Origin of the sequence: Geomonas azotofigens, assembly GCF_018919395.1 — a bacterium.
GTDB classification, from domain to species: Bacteria; Desulfobacterota; Desulfuromonadia; order Geobacterales; family Geobacteraceae; genus Geomonas; species Geomonas azotofigens.
On record NZ_JAHLME010000006.1, the window covers coordinates 208047 to 228634 of the forward strand.

Sequence of the window (20588 nt, forward strand, 5' to 3'; positions counted from 1 at the left end):
CTCCTTAAGGCCTTGGACTGATACCGGGGCGGCGCGTGCTGAGCGACCTGTTTTCTACCAGCGGAATCACCAGCTGCCGGTCGGTCTGGATCGACTTGATGGTGATGGCTTCATCGGTGACGTTGGAGACCTGGAACCTCGGCCCCACCTGCCCTCCCTTCTTGGCGAGGAAGATTTCGCCACCCTTGGAGAGGAATACCGTTCTCTCCCCGCCCTTTTTGAGGAAGCCGATGAACACGAACTTGCCCAGTTCGGCATCGTCCAACTGCTCCGCGGTGGGGGGAGGCGGGGGGGGAGGCGGAGCTTCCACCGGCGTCGGCATCGTCGCGGGGAGCGTCGGCAGCTTTTTGGGCGGCGGGGGAGGCGGCGGCAGCTTGAGACCGGACAGCTTCTCTTCCTCCCGGAAGATGGGGGAGAAGATGTTGCGCCGGAAACCGCTGAAGCCGGGCTGCTCGCGCCGCAACAGATCAAGGTGCAGCGCGCCGCCGGCGTTGGCGGCCGCTTTGGGCGCGGCGCCGGGCTGCTTCCTGAGCACGGTGGCCTTGGCGCCCGGCTGGTTCTTGAGCGTGGTCACCTGCTGCTGCCGTGGCGTCCGCACGACGGCGTAGACGATGGCCCCGGCCAGGACGAGGAGCAGCAGGAAAAGCGCTAGTTTCTGGCGATTCATGCCCCCTCCGTCAGGTAGACCGTGGTCTGGATCTTGAGATCGACCTTCTCCTCGGTCGGGCTGGAGTTGCTCAGGGAGACGGCGTCCACGACCAGCATCTCCGGGTAGCGCACCAAGTCGGCCAGAAAGCTCTTCACGGAGCCGTACTTGCCCACCACGTTGAAGGAGATGCCGTAGGTCACGATCTGGCTGCCCTTGCCTTTCACCTTGCCCGGCTTGTAGGTGATGCCCGACAGCGTCAGCGAATTGCTTTTGGCCGTGCCGTAAAGCTTGCTCATCAGCGCGGCAAAGTCCTTTTTGGGGACGAGATGCTTGCGAAACTCCTCCAAATCACGCATCCCCTGCTGGTACCTGGTGGCGTCCGCCTGGGTCTCGCCGCGGGCCAAGGCGTCACGCTTGGCGAACCACGCCTGCTGAACCCTCTCCAGTTCCGGGCGCTGGTAGGTCGAGACATACGCCTCCAGCCCCAAGACGAGTAGCGCCAGGAAGGCGATGAACGCGAAGGCGGTGCGCCGGGCGGCGATCATGTCGAGTAGCATCTGGTAGTTCATCGGTTACCGACCTTGCAGGAGAGTGAGAAGCCGAAACCTTGCTGAGTCTTCCCCATCTTGCGTTCGCTCTGGCCCAAAAGGTATACCTCGGAAAAATTGGGGGACCGCTCCATGTTTTCCAAAAGGGCGCGCAGGTTGTCGAACGTCAGAGCCATGCCGGTCAGCTTCAGGGTCTGGTCCTGCACCGACGGCTCCACCTGGGTGAGCGCGACCCCGGCGGGAACCACCAGCTCCAGCTTGTCCAAAAGCTCGAGCCAGTTCATGGCCTTGCGATCGATGAGGGTGTTGGCGAAGGCGATCTTCGTCTCCAGGTCCTTCATCTGCTCGGCCGGAACCGGAGCGACCCCGACGGGACCGCTGCTCGCGGCGGCGCTCTGGCTCTTGATCTTGTTGATCTCGACCTGGTTGTTGGCAACCTCGCGCACCAGGTACACCAGAAGCAGGACCAAGATGACGAAAGAGGCGGCCAGGATCGCGTTGAGCTGGCGCAGGTTGACGTAACGCCTGGTGGCCAGGTTGATGGTCAGTTTCATGTCACAGGCTCCTCAAGGCGGCCCCGATGGCACCGGCCAGCGCATGCAACCCGGGCCGGTCCACCCCCAGGGCGGGTGCCTGCAGTACCAGGCGCTCCAGGTCGAGCAGCACCGGTTCCAGCCCGCTCGCCTCAGCCACAAGGGCACGGAACGACTCGGCATCGCCAGGGGCGGCGGCGCAGAATACCTCGCTCACGCTATGGCTGGGGTACTGGTCCTTGTAGACCAGGAAGGAGCTGTTCACCTCGCGGAACAGGTTCTGCACCTCCCCCACCCCCTCCTTGGTCCGGTAGAAGCTCAGCACGCCGCCGTTGAAGATCAACACCGTCATCGCCCCCTGGTAGAAGGTGACGAGGGCGCCGTCCTCGGAGAGGTCGAGCCTGGGCTGGAAAAGCCGGTACAGGTTGAACGAGGTGAAATCGATCAGCTTGGGCTCAAGCCCCGCCTCGACGAGGAGCGCCTCGTACTGCTGCACCACCGGGCGCGAGATCAGCGAGACCAAAAGCGAAACCGCCCCGTTTTCCTTCTCCTCCAGGGTCTGGTAATCCAGGTGCACGGCCCCGATGTCGAAGGGGAGGCTCTTCTTGAGCTTCCAGCGGATGACGTCCGCTCCCTCCTCGCGGTTTTTGAAGCGCGCCTCGAGGTCGAGGAGCACCACGCGTCCCACGGCATCCGGCAGCGACACGCTCACGCTGCGCTCCTTGGTCAAAAGACGCAGGTGCGCCTCCTTGAGCGCGGCGACGAAGGCCTTGCCGTCGGTAACGTTGGGGTCGCGACGCGACAGGGTCAGCAGTCCCGGCGCGAACGGCAGCGTGAGCCCCGCCTCGACCGTGGGGGTCTTGCCGCCACTGGCCAGCGCGAAACTGAACCCGGCGGCGGAGAGCTCCAGCCCAAGACTTTTCCCGAACATCAGCATGTCTGGCACCTATTCCACGAAGGTGACACGGTTGATCTCCTTAATCGTCGTCTCGCCGGCCAGCACCTTGGCCACGGCCGATTCCCTGAGGAACATGGTGCCAGCCGCCTTGGCTGCCTTTTTCAGGGCGGCGATGGGGGCCTTGGAGATGATCAGCTCGCGGATCTCGTCGTTGAGATCGAGGAGCTCCACGATGGCGGAACGCCCCCGGTAACCGGTGCCGTTGCAGTCGTCGCAGCCGCGCGCCTCGTACAGGGTGACGCCGCGGGCACGCTCCGGGTCGATGGCCGACTCGCGCAGTTCCTCGTCGGAGACCGTGACCGCCTTCTTGCAGGAGGGGCATATCTTTCGGACCAGGCGCTGCGCCATGACACAGTTGAGGCAGGCGACGAAGTTGTACGGGTCGATCCCCATGTGGGTGAAGCGCCCGATCACGTCGAAGACGTTGTTGGCGTGCACGGTGGTGAACACCAGGTGGCCGGTGAGCGCCGACTGCACCGCGATCTGCGCGGTCTCGGAGTCGCGGATCTCGCCGACCATGATCTTGTCCGGGTCGTGGCGCAGCACCGAACGCAGGCCGCGGGCGAAGGTGAGCCCCTTCTTCTCGTTGACCGGGATCTGGGTGATGCCGGAGAGGACGTATTCGACCGGGTCCTCGATGGTGATGATCTTCTCGAGGCCGGTGTGGATCTCGGTGAGGGCACCGTAGAGCGTGGTGGTCTTGCCGGAACCGGTGGGGCCGGTGACCAGGACCATGCCGTAGGGCTCCTTGATCATCTTCCGGAAGCGCTTGATCTCGTGGGACGCCATGCCGAGCGTCTCGAGGGTGAGCCCCCGCAGGTCGCTGGCGATGCTTTCCTTGTCCAGGATACGGATGACCGCGTCCTCACCGAAGGCGCTGGGCATGATCGAGACGCGGAAGTCGATGGACTTGGCGCCGATCCTGACCTTGAACCTGCCGTCCTGCGGGATGCGCCGCTCGGAGATGTCGAGTTCGCTCATGACCTTGAGCCTGGAGATGAGCGGCCCCTGGAAATGGTTGTCAATGGGGTCGGTGGCCTTGTAGAGCACCCCGTCGATACGGTACTTGATGATGACCCCTTCCTGGGCGGTCTCGATGTGGATATCGGAGGCGCGCCGGGTGAGGGCGTCCAGGATGGTGGAGTTGACCAGCTTGATGATGGGACTGGTGTCGGCGGAGACGTTCTCGACGGAGAGGATTTCCTCCCCCTTCTCGGTCTCGGTCACCAGCTGCAGCATGAAGTCCTCGGAGACTTCCTTCAGGACGCGGCTGGTCCCCTCGCCCCGCTTCAGGAGATGGGCGATCTCCGATTCCGCAGCCACCTTGAAGGTGAGCGGGCGTTCCAGAAGCAGGGAAATCTCGTCCAGTTGCAGCACCGCCGTGGGGTCGGAGATAGCCACCACCAGGAGGTCCCCCTGCAGTTCCAGGGGCACGAAATGGTAGCGGAACATCACGTCGGGGGGGACGATGTTGAACAGCGATTCGTCGGGACGCAGGCCGGTGAGGTCGATGAACTCCATGGCGAACTGGTGCGCCAGGGCCTGGGCCAGCACCACATCGGTGATCAGCCCGTCGGCGATGCAGATGACCCCGAGGCGTTCCTTGGTGCTCTGCTGCTTGTCCAGCGCGTAGGCGAGTTGATCGTTGGTGAGTTCGCCCCGCTCCAGGAGGATGTCGCCCAGCCTTTGTCTTTTGAACGGCTTCAGCATGTTCCCTCTAGCTGACGGTGCTGGCGATCTTGAAGATCGGCAGGTACATGGTGATGATGATGGTACCGATGACCACCCCCATGACGATCATGATGGCGGGCTCGATGGCGGTCGTTAGCACCTGAAGGCTCCTCTCGATCTCGTCCTCGAAGTAGTCCGAGATGTCCCCGAGCATCTCCTCCAGGGCACCGGTGGTCTCGCCGACCGACAGCATGCGCAGCGCCAGGGGGGGGAGCATTTTCATGTTATCGAGGGCGGTGGAGAGCTTGCTCCCCTCCTCCACCCGGTGTACGGCCATGAGCAGACCGCGTTCCAGCACCTTGTTGTTCAAGGTCCCCACCGCCATCCGCATGGCTTCGACAAGCGGGATACCGGAGCCAAGGACCGTGGCCAGGGTCCGGGTGAACCCCGACAGCGCGTAACGGATCACCACGGCTCCCACCAACGGGGTCTTGATCTTCATGCCGTCCACGGCGTAGCGCCCCGACTCGGTCTCCTTCCAGCGCCGAAAGAGGGTCGCGGCCACGAAGACGAGCGCCACGAAGACGAGCAGGTAGTGCCGCAGGAACCCGGTGAGATTGATCAGCATCTGGGTCGGCACCGGCAGCGCGTTGCCTGAGTCGGCGTAGATGGTGCTGAAGGTCGGCACCACGTAGATCAGGAGCACGGCGATGGCCAGGAAGGCGACGGCGATCAGAATGGCCGGGTAGAACAGGGCCCCGATGATCTTGCCGCGGAACCCCTCGGTCCTCTTCAAAAAGGCGATGTAGCGCCTGATGGTCTGAGGCAGGTCGCCGGTCCGCTCGCCGGCACGGATCGAGGCGATGTACAGCTGCGGAAAGACCCTGGGGTACTTCTCGAAGGCGGCCGAGAGCGAAAGCCCCCCCTTGATGTCCTCCCTGACCGTGTTCAGGATCTCGCTCAACTTCCCGGTGCCGGACTCGAGGATGGTGTCCAGCGCCTGGATGATGGGAAGCCCCGCCTTCAGGAGCACCAGCAGTTCCTGGTTGAAGAGCAGCAGGTCCTTGTTGCCGATCTTCTTGCGGCCGAGGCCGGAGTCCAGCAGGAACTGGAACGGCTTCTTGCGCACCTCGAATACGACATACCCCTGTTCCTCCAGACTCTGACGCAGCAGAGCCTCATTGACAGAGTCGAATTCCTTGATGAGGATTCGGCCGTCGGAGGACCCTATTTTACAGGTATAAACGGGCATAAGAACTTATGAGTACCACAAATGTGAGAGAATTAAAACAGCAAAAGGGGACCAGATCCTGTCTACAACGGCGTCAGGCCTGCATCATGCCGAGAACCCAGACGACGAAGAACAGCAGCACCCCCGCCCCCCACCTGAGGGCGGCTCTCCCCTCGAAACGGTCCCGGGCGGGAAAGGCGCGCAGGATGAAGAAGATGGTGCAGATCACGAAGCCCCACACCCCGGCCACGCAGACGATCGACCACAGCGTCGAGGCCATTACCCCCTCCTCTTGGGGAGCACCGCGCGCAGCAGCGACCCCAGCTTGAGTTTCCAGACCATGAGCACCGCCTCGCGGACGATCTTTTTCGACATCTTCGAGGTGCCGGCATGACGGTCGATGAAAATGATGGGGACCTCGCTGATGCGGAACCCCTTCTCCTTGCAGCGGTAGTTCATCTCGATCTGGAACGAATAGCCGTCCGAGCGGATGCTGGAGAGGTCGATGGCCCGCAGCGCCTCGGCGCGGAAGCACTTGAACCCGCTGGTGCAGTCGGAGATGGTGAGGCCGGTGATGACCCTGGTGTAGACGCTGGCGAAGTAGCTCAGCATGAGCCGGCGCAGCGGCCAGTTCACCACGCTCACCCCGTTCAGGTAGCGCGACCCGATCACCAGGTCCGCCTGGCGGGTCTCCTCGAAGAAGTAGGGGATCATGGCGGGGTCGTGCGAGAAGTCCGCGTCCATCTGCACCACCAGGTCGGCGCCCATGTCGAGCGCCCTGGCGAACCCCTCGCGGTAGGCGGAGCCCAGCCCGAGTTTGCCGCTTCTGTGCAGCACCGAGACCCGCCCCGTCTCCGCAGCCAGACTCTCGGCGAGATCGCCGGTGCCGTCGGGGGAATTGTCGTCCACCACCAACAGTTCCAGAGCGGGGTTCAGGGACAGGACCTGCCTGACGAGTTTTTCCAGGTTGTCTCTTTCGTTGTAGGTGGGGATCACCACGATAGGCTTGATGGGTTTCAAGGGGGGCTCTCTTTCCGTTTGCATTGAACGGCTAAAACCGCAAAATCAGGAGCGCTTCGGGCACTTCACCGCCCGACGACGAACCTCGCAGAGGATAAACGATTTTGATCGGGCAAGTCAAGCTAAAGGGATTGCGGCAAAGGCGCCGGGGCTGGAGGTGTCTCGGCGGGGCGGTCGCCGCAACGAAAAAAAGGAAAGGCCGCCTGGATGGGCGGCCTTTCCTTGTAATGGCGGGGTTGACGGGGCTCGAACCCGCGACTTCCAGCGTGACAGGCTGGCACTCTAACCGACTGAGCTACAACCCCAACTTGTTAATCCGTTACCGGGCGAGAGGAACCGGTGTCACCACCTGTCGCCTCTGAAGTTGGAACGTTGAACGTAGAACGTTGAACGATGTTTCTTGTGGTGGGTGAAGAGGGGATCGAACCCCCGACATCCAGCTTGTAAGGCTGGCGCTCTCCCAGCTGAGCTATTCACCCAAAATGATTTAATATGGCGGGGTTGACGGGGCTCGAACCCGCGACTTCCAGCGTGACAGGCTGGCACTCTAACCGACTGAGCTACAACCCCGCATCTACTACATCCCGTAAACCGGGATCGTGTTAACCGTTGATCAGTTCTTTCAAGGTGTTGCCCGGCTTGAATTTCGGAGCGGTGGAAGCCGCGATCTCGATCTTCTTACCGGTCTGCGGATTCTGACCGGTGCGGGCGGCGCGCTCGGCGACGCTGAAGGTGCCGAAGCCGACCAGGGTTACCTTGTCGCCGGCAGCGAGGCAGTTGGTCAGTGCGTCAAGAATCCCAGTGAGAGCCTTGTCAGCATCAACCTTGGTCAACTGTGCTTCGTCGGCAATGGCGCTTACCAGTTCTGCCTTATTCATTAGCTCCTCCTAGGTATGCATCGCAAAAGTGAAGACACTATATACCAGAGCTTCGTTCTGAGTGTCAACCTTTTTTCTAATTTTTTTTCTAGTGCGGTACCACCGGGGTGTCACCGGCCGTTTGGGCTGCATCCGCGTACAGAGCGGCTGCAGGGAGCCCCACCGGCGCCAGCAGCGCGTGGCCGAGCACCTCGTCCATGTGCGCCACCGGGTGCACGGTGAGCCCGGCCAGGATCTCCTTGGGCACCTCGGCCAGGTCCTTCTCGTTCTCCCTGGGGATCAAGACGGTGCGGATGCCGCCGCGCCCCGCGGCGAGAAGTTTCTCCTTCAAGCCGCCGATGGGGAGCACGGTGCCGCGCAGGGTCACCTCGCCGGTCATGGCGATGTCGCGCCGCACCGGCCTCCTGGTGAGCGCCGAGGTAAGCGCGCACGCCATGGCGATACCGGCCGAGGGGCCGTCCTTCGGGATCGCCCCTTCCGGGACGTGGATATGGATGTCGAGGTGCTGGTAGAAGTCCTTGGCGAAGCCGAGAAGTTCCCCGCGCGAGCGGACGTAGGTCATGGCCGCCTGGGCCGACTCCTGCATCACCTCGCCCAGCTTCCCGGTCACGGTCAGCTTCCCCTTGCCGGGCAGCGAGACCACCTCGATGTTGAGGAGCTCCCCTCCCACCTCGGTCCAGGCCAGGCCGGTCACCAGGCCGATGGCGTCCTCCTGCCCTATCTCCCCATACTTGTAGCGTGGCGGGCCGAGGTAGCCGGCGACCTGCTTTGGCTGCACCGTGCGGCGCAGCTTCCCCCCTTCCGCAAGGGAGAAGGCTATCTTGCGGCAAATCGAGCCGATCTCGCGCTCCAGGTTCCTCACCCCCGCCTCGCGGGTGTAACGGCGCACCAGTTCCAAGAGGGCCCCATCGCTGAAGCTGACCCCCTTGCCGGCGAGCCCGTTGGTCTCGGCCTGCTTCGGGATCAGGTATTCGCGGGCTATGGCGAGCTTCTCGTGCTCGGTGTAACCGTCCAGCCGCACCACCTCCATACGGTCCAGAAGCGGCCGCGGGATGGAGTGGCTCGAGTTGGCCGTGGTGATGAACATCACCTTGGAGAGGTCGTAGTCCAGGTCCAGGAAGTGGTCGTTGAAGCAGGCGTTTTGCTCCGGGTCGAGCACTTCGAGTAGGGCCGAGGCCGGATCGCCGCGGAAGTCCGAGGTCATCTTGTCGATCTCGTCCAGCAGGAACACGGGGTTGGACGAGCCGCACTTCTTGAGCGACTGGATGATGCGCCCCGGCATGGCTCCCACGTAGGTGCGCCGGTGCCCGCGGATCTCGGCCTCGTCGCGCACCCCGCCCAGCGACATCTTCACGAAGTCGCGGCCGGTGGCCTTGGCCACGGAGCGCGCCAGCGAGGTCTTGCCCACGCCGGGGGGACCCACCAGGCAAAGGATCGGCCCCTTCATTCCCGGGGCGAGCGCGCTCACCGCCAGGAACTCGAGGATTCTCAGCTTCACCTTCTCCAGCCCGTAGTGGTCGCCGTCGAGACGGGCGCGCGCGACCTGGATGTCCCGGTTCTCCTCGGCGTAGGCGCCCCAGGGAAGCGCGAGCAGCCAGTCCACGTAGTTTCTCACCACGGCCGCCTCGGCGGACATGGGGGACATGACCTTCAGCTTCTTGATCTCGGCCTGCACCTTCTGCTTGGCCTCGGCCGAGAGCGGCAGCTTGGCGGCCTTCGCCTCCAGGGTCCTCAGCTCCTGCTTGAACTCGTCCTTGCCCCCCAACTCCTTCTGGATGGCGCGGATCTGCTCGTTTAGGTAGTAATCCTTCTGGGTCTTCTCCATCTGCTTCTTGACCCGGGCGTGGATCTTCTTCTCGATCTGCAGGATCTCTATCTCGGCGCCCATGAGCGACAAGAGGCGCTCCATGCGCCGGGCCGGCTGCACCGCGGCCAAAAGCTCCTGCTTCTGGGCGACCTTGAGGTTTAGGTGTGGCGCGATGGTATCGGCCATGCGGGAGGCATCCGCGATCCCCTGCACCGACTGCAGGATCTCGGCCGGCACCGAGCTATTCAGCTCGACGTAGCTCTCGAAGGAGGCGAGCACGCCGCGCTTCAAGGCCTCCACCTCGGTCAGGTTGGAACTCTTCTCGGCGAGGGTCTCCACCTCGACCTCGAAGTAATCGGTCCGCTCGCTGAAGGAGACGATGGAGCCGCGCCGTTTCCCTTCCACGAGCACCTTGACCGTGCCGTCGGGGAGCTTGAGGAGCTGGATCACCTGGCAGAGCGTGCCGACCGTGTAGATGTCCGCCGGCTCAGGGTCCTCGGTCTTCGCGTTCTTCTGGGTGGCGAGCAGGATCAGCTTGTCGTTCTGGGCCATGGCGGCCTCGAGGGCGAGCACCGACTTCTCGCGACCCACGAACAGGGGGATCACCATGTGCGGGAAGATCACTATGTCCCGTAAAGGAAAGAGAGGGAACCGTTCCGGATTCCCTCTCTTCTTGCGTCTGCTGCTGGTTTCTTCGGTCATATGTACCTGTTAGGCGCTTTCGGCCACGTTCTCGTAGACGATGATCGGTTTTTCCTTGCTGTAGATCACCTCTTCGCTGATCACCACCTCTTTGACCATGCTCTGGGACGGGATCTCGTACATGATGTCGAGCATCGCGTTCTCCAGGATGGAACGCAGGCCGCGCGCGCCGGTCTTTCTCTTCAGCGCCTCGCGGGCGATGGCGATCATGGAGCCGTCGGTGAACTTGAGCTTCACGTGCTCCATCTCGAACAGCTTCTGGTACTGCTTGATCAGCGCGTTCTTGGGCTCCTTGAGGATCTGCACCATGGCCTCCTCGTCCAGTTCGGACAGCGAGGCGAGCATGGGGAGGCGCCCGACGAACTCGGGGATGAAGCCGAACTTCAACAGGTCCTCCGGCGTCACCCCGGCCAGCAGTTCCCCGGCCTTCTTCTCCACCTTCTTCTTGACGTCGGCCCCGAAGCCCAGGGTCTTCACGCCGATCCTCTGCTGGATGATGTTGTCCAGACCCGGGAAGGCGCCGCCGCAGATGAAGAGGATGTTGGTGGTGTCCACCTTGAGGAACTCCTGCTGCGGGTGCTTGCGGCCACCCTTGGGCGGGACGCTGGCGATGGTCCCCTCGATGATCTTCAAGAGCGCCTGCTGCACCCCTTCACCGGAAACGTCCCGGGTGATGGAGGGGGAATCGGACTTCCTGGCGATCTTGTCGATCTCGTCGATGTAGATGATCCCCTTCTGGGCCTTCTCCACGTCGTAGTCGGCGGCCTGCAGGAGGGTCAGGATGATGTTCTCGACGTCCTCGCCGACGTAGCCCGCCTCGGTGAGGTTGGTGGCGTCCGCCATGGCGAACGGCACCTTGAGGATGCGGGCCAGGGTCTGGGCCAGGAGCGTCTTGCCCGAACCGGTGGGGCCCAGAAGCAGGATGTTGCTCTTCTGCATCTCGACGTCGCCCGGCTTGGTGGGCGCCTCGACGCGCTTGTAGTGGTTGTACACCGCGACGGCCAGCACCTTCTTGGCGCGGGACTGCCCGATGACGTACTCGTCCAGGACTTCCTTGATCTCCTGCGGCTTGGGGAGCTTGCGGACGTCCGGCCCGGAGGTGTCCTCAAGCTTGGACTCCTCCGCGATGATGTCGTTGCAAAGTTCGATGCACTCGTCGCAGATGTAGACCGTAGGCCCCGCAATAAGCTTCTTCACCTCTTCCTGGCTCTTCCCGCAAAAGGAACAGATCAGCGTATCGGAACGGTCATCTCTTCTGCTCAATTGGCACCTCCGGTGACGACGTTTCTAGTCACAATGGCATCTATAATACCATATGTCTTAGCCTCTTCGCCCGACATAAAATAGTCGCGCTCGGTATCGGCGGCCACTTTTTCCACGTTCTGACCGGTATGCTCGGCCAGAAGTTCATTCAGCTGGTCCTTCATGCGCAGGATCTCCTTGGCGTGGATATGGATATCCGTCGCCTGCCCCTGGAACCCTCCCAGCGGCTGGTGGATCATGATGCGCGAGTTGGCCAAGGAGAACCGTTTCCCCTTCTCCCCGCCCGACAGCAGGAAGGCGCCCATGGAGGCCGCCTGCCCGATGCAGATGGTCGACACCGGAGCCTTGATGTAGCGCATGGTGTCGTAAATCGCCATCCCGGCGGTGACCACACCGCCGGGGGAGTTGATGTAGAGATGGATGTCCTTGTCGGGATCCTCGGCCTCCAGGAAGAGGAGCTGCGCGATCACCAGGTTGGCGACGTTGTCGTCGATGCCGCCACCCAGGAAGATGATCCTGTCCTTCAGAAGGCGCGAATAGATGTCGTACGACCTCTCGCCCCGGCCAGTCTGCTCCACTACTATCGGTACCAGCATGGAATCTCCTATTTGCTTTCCGCCTTGGCGACCTCGGTAACCTTGGCGCGATCGATGATGAACTGCACCGCCTTGTCTTCCCTCATCTGGGCCATCAGGCTGTCCTTGGCCCGCTCGTTGGTCTTGTACAGCTGAGCCACCTTCTCAAGCGGCTGACCGGTCTGGCCGGAGATCTGCGCGATCTGCGCCTGGAACTCCTCCTCGGTCACCTCGACGGATTCCTTCTCGGCCACCGCGTCGACGATGACGGAACCCTTGACCTGGTCGCGGGCCGCGTCGCGGAACTGGGCCTTGTAGCTGTCGTCGGTCATCCCCATCATTTCCAGGGACATCCTCTGCGAGGCGAGGCGCTGCTTGGTGTTCTCCAGCATCATGGTGACCTGGCGGTCGACCAGTGCCTCGGGGACCTCGACCGGGTTCTTCTCGATCAGCACCCTGAAGACGTTCTCGCGCAGGTCGTGGTTGATGCGGGACTCTTCCTGGACCTGGTTGATCTCGGCCAGCTTGGCCTTCAGGAGGTCCAGGGTCTCGAACTCCTCGCCGAACTCCTTCGCGAACTCGTCGTTCAGCTCGGGGAGCTCCTTGATCTTGATCTCCTTGACGGTGATCTCGAAGTCAGCCGGTTTGCCAGCCAGTTCCGCGGAGCCGTAGCTCTCGGGGAAGGTGACCTTGATGGTGGCGTTGGTCCCGACGGTCAGGCCGACCATCTGGTCCTCGAAGCCCGGGATGAAGCGGCCGGAGCCGAGTTCGAGCTGGAAGTCCTCGGCGGCACCACCCTCGAAGGGAACGCCGTCGATGGAACCCTTGAAGTCGAAGGTAACGAAATCGCCCAGGGCGGCGGCATGCCCTTCCGGAGCCGGTGCGAGCTGCGCCATGCGCTCCTGCATCTCCTTCAGGCGGGCGTCGACCGCAGCCGGGTCGAGCACCAGCTGCTCCTTCTCAACCTCGAGACCGAGGTATTCCTTGAGCTCGACTTCCGGGAAGACTTCGATGGTCGCGGAATACTTGAACGGCTCGCCCTTCTTGAGCAGCTCGCTCTCGATGACCGGGTAGGATACCGGGTTGAGCCCCTTTTCGGTGACAGCCTTGAAGTAGGTATCGTTAACGAGATTCTTGACGACGTCCTCTGCCATCTTCTCGCCGTAGTGTTTCTCGATCAGGCTCATCGGGACCTTGCCCTTGCGGAACCCTTTAACGGCGGCATGCTTTCTTATTTCGGCATACGCCTTGTCAACTTCAGCGGAAACTTTGTCGGCCGGAATTTCGAAGTTCAACTTCTTCTTGATGCTGTTGACCGATTCAACACTAATCTGCATGGAAAGTCCTCTCTTTGTTCACTTTATATGGCAGGCTCTCTGCCGTAATGCCTCGTGCATGAATGTCTGGGCGGGGGTTGTGGTGACGGGTCTGTCGGGGCATCCGCTGGAAAAGCTGCCTCCCGGGAAGGGCTATGGCACCGGCGCTGTTCGCTTAGCGCGCGCGACAAGAGGGTAAAGTAGCAAAGAGGAAGGGAACTTGTCAATATAGAATTGGTTTCGCTTTAATCGCTTACGGCCGCGGCGCCCCGTCCGGAGCGGGCCCGGAAAGAGAAAAGCCGCCCCCCGGAGTGGGGGGCGGCGGCTGGCGAAAGGGTGGTTAGTAGGCCTCGTGGTCGGCGGCCACCGCCTCGGCGGTCACCTTCCCCCTGAAGACCCGGTACACCCAGATCTTGTACAGGATCACCACCGGCACGAACATGAAGGCGACCGCCGTCATGATCCGCAGGGTGTACTCCGAGGAGGAGCTGTTATAGATGGTGAGGCTGGACAAGGTATCCAGGCTGGACGGGATCAGGTTGGGAAAGAGCCCGATCACTCCGGTCGCCACCACACCCAGGATGGTGACACAGGAGGCGGCGAACGCGGCGAGGGTATTGCCCATCCCCAGCAGCATGCGCACGCCGATCAGGGCCGCCACCGCCAGAAGCGGCGCCACCATGAAGACCGGTGCCTTGAGATAGTTGTCGTAGAGCTTGGTGGCGAAGTTGGTGTACCCCAGGAAGGCGACCGCCACGACCAGCAGCGGGACCCACAAGGTGCGGGCCAGGGACTCGGCGCGCCGGCTCAGGTCGCCCGTGCTCTTCACCGCCACGTAGAGAGCGCCGTGCACCAGGAAGAGCATCACGAAGAGCAGGCCGCTCACGATGCCGTAGGGGTTCAAGAGGGCGACGAGGGAGCCGTGGTACCCGGCTTGGTCCATAGGGAGGCCGGAGAAGATGTTGCCGAAGGCGACCCCGAAGAGCAGCGCCGGCACGAAGCTCGACAGCACGATGGCCCAGTCCCAGCAGCCGCGCCACGCGGCCCCCTCCTCCTTGCTGCGGAACTCGAAGGAGACCCCGCGCACGATGAGGCCGAAGAGCAGCAGCAGAAGCGGCGTGTACAGGTAGCTGAACATGAGGGCGTAGGTGGTCGGGAAGGCTGCGAACGTGGCGCCCCCCGCGGTGATCAGCCAGACCTCGTTACCATCCCACACCGGACCAAAGCTGTTGATGACGACGCGCCGGTCCAGGTCGGTCTTGCCCAGCACGCGGTGCAGCATCCCCGCACCAAGGACGAAACCATCCAGCATGAAATAGACCGCCCAGAGAACTCCCCAAAGCACAAACCATACGATATGCAGATCCATTGTCCCCCCCTAGTTTCTGAAGGCGTTGGTAGCGCCGACGTGAGATTCTTCAGGCCCTTTGCGGGCGAATTTGGCCAACAGGTAGATATCCACGAAGCCCAGCAGGCCGTAGAGAAGCGTGAAGCCGAGCAGCGACCCGATCACCTGGGACAGCTCCAGTGACTTGGAGACCGCATCCGAGGTCTTCATGATGCCGTAGACGATCCAGGGCTGCCTCCCCACTTCGGACACCAGCCAGCCGAGCTGGTTGGCGATGTAGGGGAGCGGAATGCAGAGCACCAGCAGTTTCAGGAACAGGGGGTACTTCTCCAGCAGGCCGTTCTTGGAGAGAAAGAGTGCCGCGGCCGAAAGGAGGATGAACAGGGTGCCCAGCCCGACCATCAGGCGGAAGCTCAGGAAGACCGGGAGTACCGGCGGGCGCTCGTCCTTCGGGAACGAGGTGATGCCGCGGATCTGGGCGTTGGTGTCGTGGAAGGCAAGGAAGCTCAACAGGCCCGGCACCGGGAGCGCGGTGACCAGGTTGCACTCGTTCTTCTCGTCCGGGAAGGCGATGAGGTGCATGGGAGCGTTGCTGCAGGAATTCCAGACCGCCTCCATGGCGGCAAACTTGGCGGGCTGGGTCTTGGCGACATCGGCCGCGTGGAAGTCGCCGATAACGCCGACCATGATGGATGCGGCCAGGGCGAAGACGGCGGCCATGCCGAAGGACGCCTTGAAGAATTCGCGGTTGCGCGCCTTGAGCAGGTGGTACGCGGAGATCCCCATCACGAAGAAGCCGGCAACCGTGTACCCGGAGACGATCTGGTGCCCGAATTTCAGAAGCCCGAAGGGGTTGGTGATGAGCGCCATGAAGTCCACCATCTCGGCGCGGCCGTTTCTGAGCACGTAGCCTACCGGGTGCTGCATCCAGCCGTTGGCCAACAGGATCCAAAGCCCGGAGAGGTTGGTCGCCAGAGCCACCAGCCAGATGGAAACCGCGTGGAACCTCTTGCCCACCTTGTCCCAGCCAAAAGCCCAGACCCCGATGAACACGCTCTCCATGAAGAAGGCCACGGTCGCCTCGATGGCGAGGGGCGCGCCGAAGATGTCGCCGACGTAGCGCGAGTACTCGGCCCAGTTCATGCCGAACTGGAACTCCATGGTGATGCCGGTCACCACGCCGAGGGCGAAGTTGATCAGGAACAGCTTGCCCCAGAACTTCGCCATCCGCTTGTACATCTCGTTGCCGCTCAGCACGTAGCGGGTCTCCATCATGGCCACCAGGACCGACAGCCCCAGGGTGAGGGGGACGAAAATGAAGTGGAACATGCTGGTGATGGCGAACTGCAGCCTGCTCAGGGTTAGTACATCCATGATTCGCTCCTTAGATAAAATTGAACAGTTTGGCCCTTGGGGCCGCTTCTCAGCCGTACTTGATATTAATGGTCACAAAAGACAAACAGGACCTTCTTTATCCTAATTATAGACAAAAAATTTTTGTCGCGACGACTCAGTGCTCGGGGTTACGGGCCAGGGTATCGATGGTGACCCCGTCGAGGATATGAACCACCTCGGTCTGCACCTGTTTCCAAACGGCGTGCACGCGGCAGGGGCCTCCCCTGTCGCAGGCGCTGCCCAGGAGGCAGCGGTTCGGGAGAATCGGCCCCTCGACCGCCTCGACCACTTCACGCAGCGTGATGGCGGACGCCGGACGCGCCAGGACGAAGCCACCGCCGGTACCGCGCGAGGAAGTGACCAGGCCGAGTTTGGCGAAGCTCTGGAAGATTTTGGCAAGGAAGGTCTGCGGCACCTCGGCGGCGGCGGCGATCTCGCTGATCAGCGAGACCCGCCCCGGCGGCTGTTGCGCCAGGTAGATGATGCCACGGATTGCGTATTCGCCCTTGCGGGTCAGTTCCATCATAAAAACACCTTTAGGACCAATTTGATCCCTTTTATAACCGACCCCCCTGCTCCTGTCAAGATAAAATCATGGTCGAAACCACTTTATCTATGACAGCCGCAGGTTGCCGGCTACAGTCAGGGTGGCGTATGAGGACGGACGATCCCGGAGATCGGCTCACAGCGGAGCGAGCAGGCACAGCCAGTCCGCGCGCAACGAGACCGCTCGGGGTCCGGCGGGCGCGGGGCAACGACTGACAAGCAGGGGAATAAAAAGAGGGGGCGCCGGAGACGTCCCCCCTGTGATGTCGTATTTAGATTTGAGGATCAGCCGAGGAGGCTGTTGAAGTTCCTGGCTCTGTTGGCGAGGATGGTGGGATCGAGCACCTCACCACAGCAGGTGCATTTCCAGGCATCGAACGATCTCACGAAGTCGTAATATTTTTCGGCAAACATCCTACCTTTGCATTTAGGGCATTTCATAAGCCATACCTCCCAACAAAAAGTTGATTAAAGAACTTCATGTGGGAACGTATAATTCACACGACATGCCAACATCGGAAATCTGAACAAGTTGTAATCTAAACCGTACTCCTTTTCGAACGAACCATCGCAAAAATGCTCCCTTAGCGACCATTAGAAATACTTTCGAATTGCCGCCAGTTTCCCCTCCCCGATCCCCGGCACCCGCAGCAGTCCCTCTACCGAACCAAAAGCGCCATTTTTCTGACGATCGGCCATGATGCGCCGGGAAAGTGCCGGTCCGATGCCGGGGAGCAGGTTCCATTCCTCTTCCGCGAGCAGGTCGGGATGCAGGGGGACCCGGAGGAGCATCCTCTCCTTGGCACCCATTTTAGATAATATTATAGAGGTGTTACCCGCTCCATCCTTATCCAGGATGACCACGTCCCCGCTGGCGAGTACGCGAGTGACGGGTCCTCTGACGCTTGTCGTGGCGCCCTCGTCGGCAAGCGTCATTTTTATGGCGGCACCAGCCGATATCCCGAGCGGCAGGCGGTAAATGCCAGGATGTCGCACCGTTCCTGCCACCCGCACGGTGATCCCCTGCCCCGTATAACGGGAAAAGGCCGCGCCCTCACCCCTGGGGGTGGGAACGCGGCCTTTAAGATACAGCGAGACAGAGAGGAGCAGGGCGAGGCACCAAAGGGCGAGTCGCTGGCTCCTGGGCATCACTTCTTCGGTGCCGCCGTCTCCTCGTCCTTGTGCAGCTTGAACTCGATGGCGTCCACGAGGGCCTGGTAGGAGGCCTCGATGACGTTGCTGGAGACGCCTACGGTGCCCCAGCGCCCTTCCTTGTCGCCGCTCTCGATGAGCACGCGGATGGAGGAAGCGGTCCCCTGCCCTGCCGGAAGCACGCGGACCTTGTAGTCGTGCAGCTTCACGTCCTTGAGTTTCGGGTAGAACTTCTCCAGCGCCTTCCTGAGGGCGTTATCCAGGGCGTTGACCGGGCCGTGCCCCTCGGAGGCGGTGTGCTCGATCTTCCCTCCCACCTTGACCTTGATGGTCGCCTCGGAGATGGGCTGATCGTCCTCGGTGCGCTTCTCGTCGATGACCCGGAAGCCGATCACGGAGAAGAACTTGCGGTGCGTGCCGAGCGCACGCTTCATCAGCAGCTCAAAGGAAGCCTCCGCCCCCTCGAACTGGTAGCCCCGGTTCTCCATGGACTTGATGTCTTCCAGGATCTCGAGGGTCACCGGGTCCTTGCTGTCCAGGTTGATGTTGAACTCGGTCGCCTTGGCGAGGATGTTGGCGCGCCCGGAGAGGTCGGATACCAGGACGCGGGTGGTGTTGCCCACCAGTTCCGGCCGCATGTGCTCGTAGGTTTCCGGGTGGCGCTGGATCGCCGAGACGTGCACGCCCCCCTTGTGGGCGAAGGCGGAGTTGCCGACGTAGGGCTGGTGCTTGTTGGGGGCCAGGTTGGCGAGCTCGTAGACGTAGCGGGACAGCTCCCGCAGCGTCTTCATCTGGGCGTCGGAGATGCAGTCGCGCTGCATCTTCACCTTGAGCGCCGGGATGATGGAACAGAGGTTCGCGTTGCCGCAGCGCTCGCCGAAGCCGTTGATGGTCCCCTGCACGTGCACGATCCCCTGCTGCACGGAGATGATGGAGTTGGCCACGGCGCACTCGCCGTCGTTGTGGGCGTGGATGCCGAGCGGGGTGGAGATGGACTTCTTCACCTCGTCCACGATCGCCGCGATCTCGTAGGGCATGGAGCCGCCGTTGGTATCGCACAGGATGATGCAGTCCGCGCCCGCCTGCTGGGCCGCCTGCAGCGTCTTGATGGCGTATTCGGGATTGGACTTGTAGCCGTCGAAGAAGTGCTCGGCGTCGTAGAACACCTCGGGCATGTTCTTCTTGAGGAATTCCAGCGAGTCGAAGATCAGCTCCAGGTTCTCCTCGAGCGGGATCCTGAGCGCCTCGTGCACGTGGAAGTCCCAGGTCTTGCCGAAGATGGTGGCGGCGTCGGCCTTGGAGTCCACCAGGGTGCGCAGGTTCTGGTCCTTGTCCGGGGTGACCTTGGCGCGGCGGGTCGAGCCGAAGGCGGCGATCTTCGCCTGGGAGAGCTTCTCCTTCTTGATGTCCTTGAAGAAGGCGACATCCTTGGGGTTGGAACCGGGCCATCCCCCCTCGATGTAGTGAATGCCGCACTCGTCCAGCTTGTGCGCGATGCGGATCTTGTCCTCGACCAGGAAAGAGATGTCCTCCGCCTGCGTTCCGTCCCTAAGCGTCGTATCGTAAAGTTTGACCAGGCTCATATCACCACCCTTGAAAGGCTGTTCTACGTTCTGTGTTCTAGGTTCTACGTTAACTGCAAGCCAACGTCTCCTGCTGGCAGCCAACATGCCAGTCGCCCCGTTCCACGTTCCATGCCCCACGCCACCCAAAGGTTTCAACGTAGAACATAGAACGTAGAACTTAGAACGGGTTCTTTACTTTCCCGCCAGGCCGAAGGCGTCGTGCAGCACGCGGACGGCGAGTTCGGTGTACTTGGCGTCGACCACGACGGAGATCTTGATTTCGGAGGTGGAGATCATCTGGATGTTGATCCCCTCCTTGGCGAGCGCCTGGAACATGGTGGTGGCCACGCCGGCGTGGCTCCTCATGCCCAGACCGACGATGGAAACCTTGGTGACGTTCTCGTCGGAGAGCACTTCCTTGGCGTGGATGGCCTCGGCGGTTTCCTTGGTGATGGAGAGCGCCTTCTTGAAATCGGCCTGGGGCACGGTGAAGGTGAAGTCGGTGGAACCGGCCTCGCTCACGTTCTGGACGATCATGTCGACGGAGATGTTGGCGTCGGAAAGCGGAGAGAGGATCTGGGCGGCGATCCCCGGCTTGTCCGGCACCTGCATGACGGCGATTTTGACTTCATCCTTGGCGTAGGCGATACCCGAGACGAGCACTGCTTCCATTTCTTTATCCTCCTTGGTAACCATGGTTCCGAGATTTTCGTTGAAACTCGAGCGGACGTGGACGTCGACGTTGTACTTGCTGGCGAATTCCACGGAGCGGATCTGCAGCACCTTCGCGCCGAGGCTGGCCAACTCCAGCATCTCCTCGTAGGAGATGCGCTCGATCTTTTTGGCGTCCTTGCAGATGTTGGGATCGGTGGTGTAGACGCCGTCCACATCGGTGAAGATCTCGCAGACGTCGGCTTTGAGGGCCGCGGCGAGGGCTACCGCCGAGGTGTCGGAGCCGCCGCGCCCCAAGGTGGTGACGCTGCCAAACTCGTCGACGCCCTGGAAACCGGCCACGATCAGGATGGTCCCTTCCTTCAGGTCGGCGCGCATCTTCTTGTCGTCGATGCTCTCGATCCTGGCCTTGCTGTAGGAGGTATCGGTGAGGATGGGCACCTGGAAGCCGAGGTAGGACTTGGCCTTGTACCCCATGGCTTTCAGGCACATGGCCAGCAGTGCGATGGAGACCTGCTCCCCAGCCGCAACAAGCACGTCATATTCACGGTTGTCCGGGAACTCGCACACCTCGTTGGCAAGCGCGACCAGCTTGTTGGTTTCGCCTGCCATGGCGGAGACAACCACCACCATGTCGTTGCCGGCGTCATAGGTTTTTGCCACCCTCTTGGCGACGTTGCGAATTCGTTCGACGGACCCCATCGAGGTGCCGCCGTACTTTTGGACCACCAAAGCCATGTCAGTCCTCCTTGTACTCTA

Annotated in this window: 20 protein-coding genes and 3 tRNA genes; all 23 read right to left on the reverse strand. The window is 61.9% G+C overall.

The window, feature by feature from the left end:
• Positions 1-4: 4 nt before the first annotated feature.
• Entirely contained in the window at positions 5-667 is a 663-nt protein-coding gene (locus tag KOL99_RS18180) for a type II secretion system protein PulP (RefSeq protein WP_216511891.1), read from the reverse strand.
• The gene (gene pilO / locus KOL99_RS18185) at positions 664-1218 is read right to left on the reverse strand and encodes a type 4a pilus biogenesis protein PilO (RefSeq protein WP_216511892.1); all 555 of its coding nucleotides are present in this window, start codon (positions 1216-1218) and stop codon (positions 664-666) included. The genes KOL99_RS18180 and pilO overlap by 4 nt, the downstream gene beginning before the upstream one ends.
• Positions 1215-1751, reverse strand: coding sequence for a PilN domain-containing protein (locus KOL99_RS18190; RefSeq protein ID WP_216511893.1), 537 nt, complete (start codon positions 1749-1751; stop codon positions 1215-1217). Before KOL99_RS18190 ends, pilO begins: the two co-directional genes overlap by 4 nt.
• A 1-nt stretch (position 1752) precedes the next feature.
• A complete protein-coding gene (gene pilM, locus KOL99_RS18195) occupies positions 1753-2667 on the reverse strand; it encodes a type IV pilus biogenesis protein PilM (protein WP_216511894.1) in 915 nt (304 codons plus the stop codon).
• 9 nt (positions 2668-2676) lie between these two features.
• Complete coding sequence (locus KOL99_RS18200) at positions 2677-4398, reverse strand: GspE/PulE family protein (RefSeq protein WP_216511895.1); 1722 nt, start codon at positions 4396-4398, stop codon at positions 2677-2679.
• A gap of 7 nt (positions 4399-4405) precedes the next feature.
• Positions 4406-5611 (reverse strand): type II secretion system F family protein, encoded by a 1206-nt coding sequence (locus tag KOL99_RS18205; RefSeq protein WP_216511896.1) that lies wholly within the window; start codon positions 5609-5611, stop codon positions 4406-4408.
• A 73-nt stretch (positions 5612-5684) separates the two neighbouring features.
• Positions 5685-5870: a hypothetical protein gene (locus KOL99_RS18210; RefSeq protein ID WP_216511897.1), complete on the reverse strand. Its 186-nt coding sequence runs from the start codon at positions 5868-5870 to the stop codon at positions 5685-5687.
• Positions 5870-6610, reverse strand: coding sequence for a polyprenol monophosphomannose synthase (locus KOL99_RS18215; RefSeq protein WP_236026405.1), 741 nt, complete (start codon positions 6608-6610; stop codon positions 5870-5872). Before KOL99_RS18215 ends, KOL99_RS18210 begins: the two co-directional genes overlap by 1 nt.
• 228 nt (positions 6611-6838) lie before the next feature.
• Positions 6839-6915 (reverse strand) — tRNA-Asp (locus KOL99_RS18220).
• A gap of 98 nt (positions 6916-7013) precedes the next feature.
• Positions 7014-7089: transfer RNA gene (locus tag KOL99_RS18225), tRNA-Val, on the reverse strand.
• Between the two features lie 14 nt (positions 7090-7103).
• A tRNA-Asp gene (locus tag KOL99_RS18230) sits at positions 7104-7180 on the reverse strand.
• Between the two features lie 32 nt (positions 7181-7212).
• A complete protein-coding gene (locus tag KOL99_RS18235; RefSeq protein ID WP_216511898.1) occupies positions 7213-7488 on the reverse strand; it encodes an HU family DNA-binding protein in 276 nt (91 codons plus the stop codon).
• Positions 7489-7576: 88 nt separating this feature from the next.
• The gene (lon, locus tag KOL99_RS18240; RefSeq protein WP_216511899.1) at positions 7577-9997 is read right to left on the reverse strand and encodes an endopeptidase La; all 2421 of its coding nucleotides are present in this window, start codon (positions 9995-9997) and stop codon (positions 7577-7579) included.
• A gap of 9 nt (positions 9998-10006) precedes the next feature.
• Positions 10007-11260 (reverse strand): ATP-dependent Clp protease ATP-binding subunit ClpX, encoded by a 1254-nt coding sequence (gene clpX / locus KOL99_RS18245; RefSeq protein ID WP_216511900.1) that lies wholly within the window; start codon positions 11258-11260, stop codon positions 10007-10009.
• Positions 11257-11856, reverse strand: a complete 600-nt coding sequence (gene clpP / locus KOL99_RS18250) for an ATP-dependent Clp endopeptidase proteolytic subunit ClpP (RefSeq protein ID WP_199387858.1) — start codon at positions 11854-11856, stop codon at positions 11257-11259. Before clpP ends, clpX begins: the two co-directional genes overlap by 4 nt.
• Positions 11857-11864: 8 nt before the next feature.
• On the reverse strand, positions 11865-13172 hold the full coding sequence (gene tig / locus KOL99_RS18255) for a trigger factor (RefSeq protein ID WP_216511901.1): 1308 nt from the start codon (positions 13170-13172) through the stop codon (positions 11865-11867).
• A 319-nt stretch (positions 13173-13491) separates the two neighbouring features.
• A complete protein-coding gene (gene cydB / locus KOL99_RS18260) occupies positions 13492-14520 on the reverse strand; it encodes a cytochrome d ubiquinol oxidase subunit II (RefSeq protein ID WP_216511902.1) in 1029 nt (342 codons plus the stop codon).
• A gap of 9 nt (positions 14521-14529) precedes the next feature.
• Positions 14530-15873, reverse strand: coding sequence for a cytochrome ubiquinol oxidase subunit I (locus KOL99_RS18265; protein WP_236026407.1), 1344 nt, complete (start codon positions 15871-15873; stop codon positions 14530-14532).
• A gap of 136 nt (positions 15874-16009) precedes the next feature.
• Positions 16010-16420, reverse strand: a complete 411-nt coding sequence (locus tag KOL99_RS18270; RefSeq protein WP_216511903.1) for an RrF2 family transcriptional regulator — start codon at positions 16418-16420, stop codon at positions 16010-16012.
• Positions 16421-16725: 305 nt separating this feature from the next.
• Positions 16726-16881: a hypothetical protein gene (locus KOL99_RS18275; RefSeq protein ID WP_012529698.1), complete on the reverse strand. Its 156-nt coding sequence runs from the start codon at positions 16879-16881 to the stop codon at positions 16726-16728.
• Between the two features lie 153 nt (positions 16882-17034).
• Complete coding sequence (locus KOL99_RS18280; RefSeq protein WP_216511904.1) at positions 17035-17589, reverse strand: ComEA family DNA-binding protein; 555 nt, start codon at positions 17587-17589, stop codon at positions 17035-17037.
• Positions 17589-19175: a citramalate synthase gene (gene cimA, locus KOL99_RS18285; RefSeq protein WP_216511905.1), complete on the reverse strand. Its 1587-nt coding sequence runs from the start codon at positions 19173-19175 to the stop codon at positions 17589-17591. Before cimA ends, KOL99_RS18280 begins: the two co-directional genes overlap by 1 nt.
• A 174-nt stretch (positions 19176-19349) precedes the next feature.
• Positions 19350-20567, reverse strand: a complete 1218-nt coding sequence (locus tag KOL99_RS18290; RefSeq protein WP_216499469.1) for an aspartate kinase — start codon at positions 20565-20567, stop codon at positions 19350-19352.
• Positions 20568-20588 lie beyond the last annotated feature (21 nt).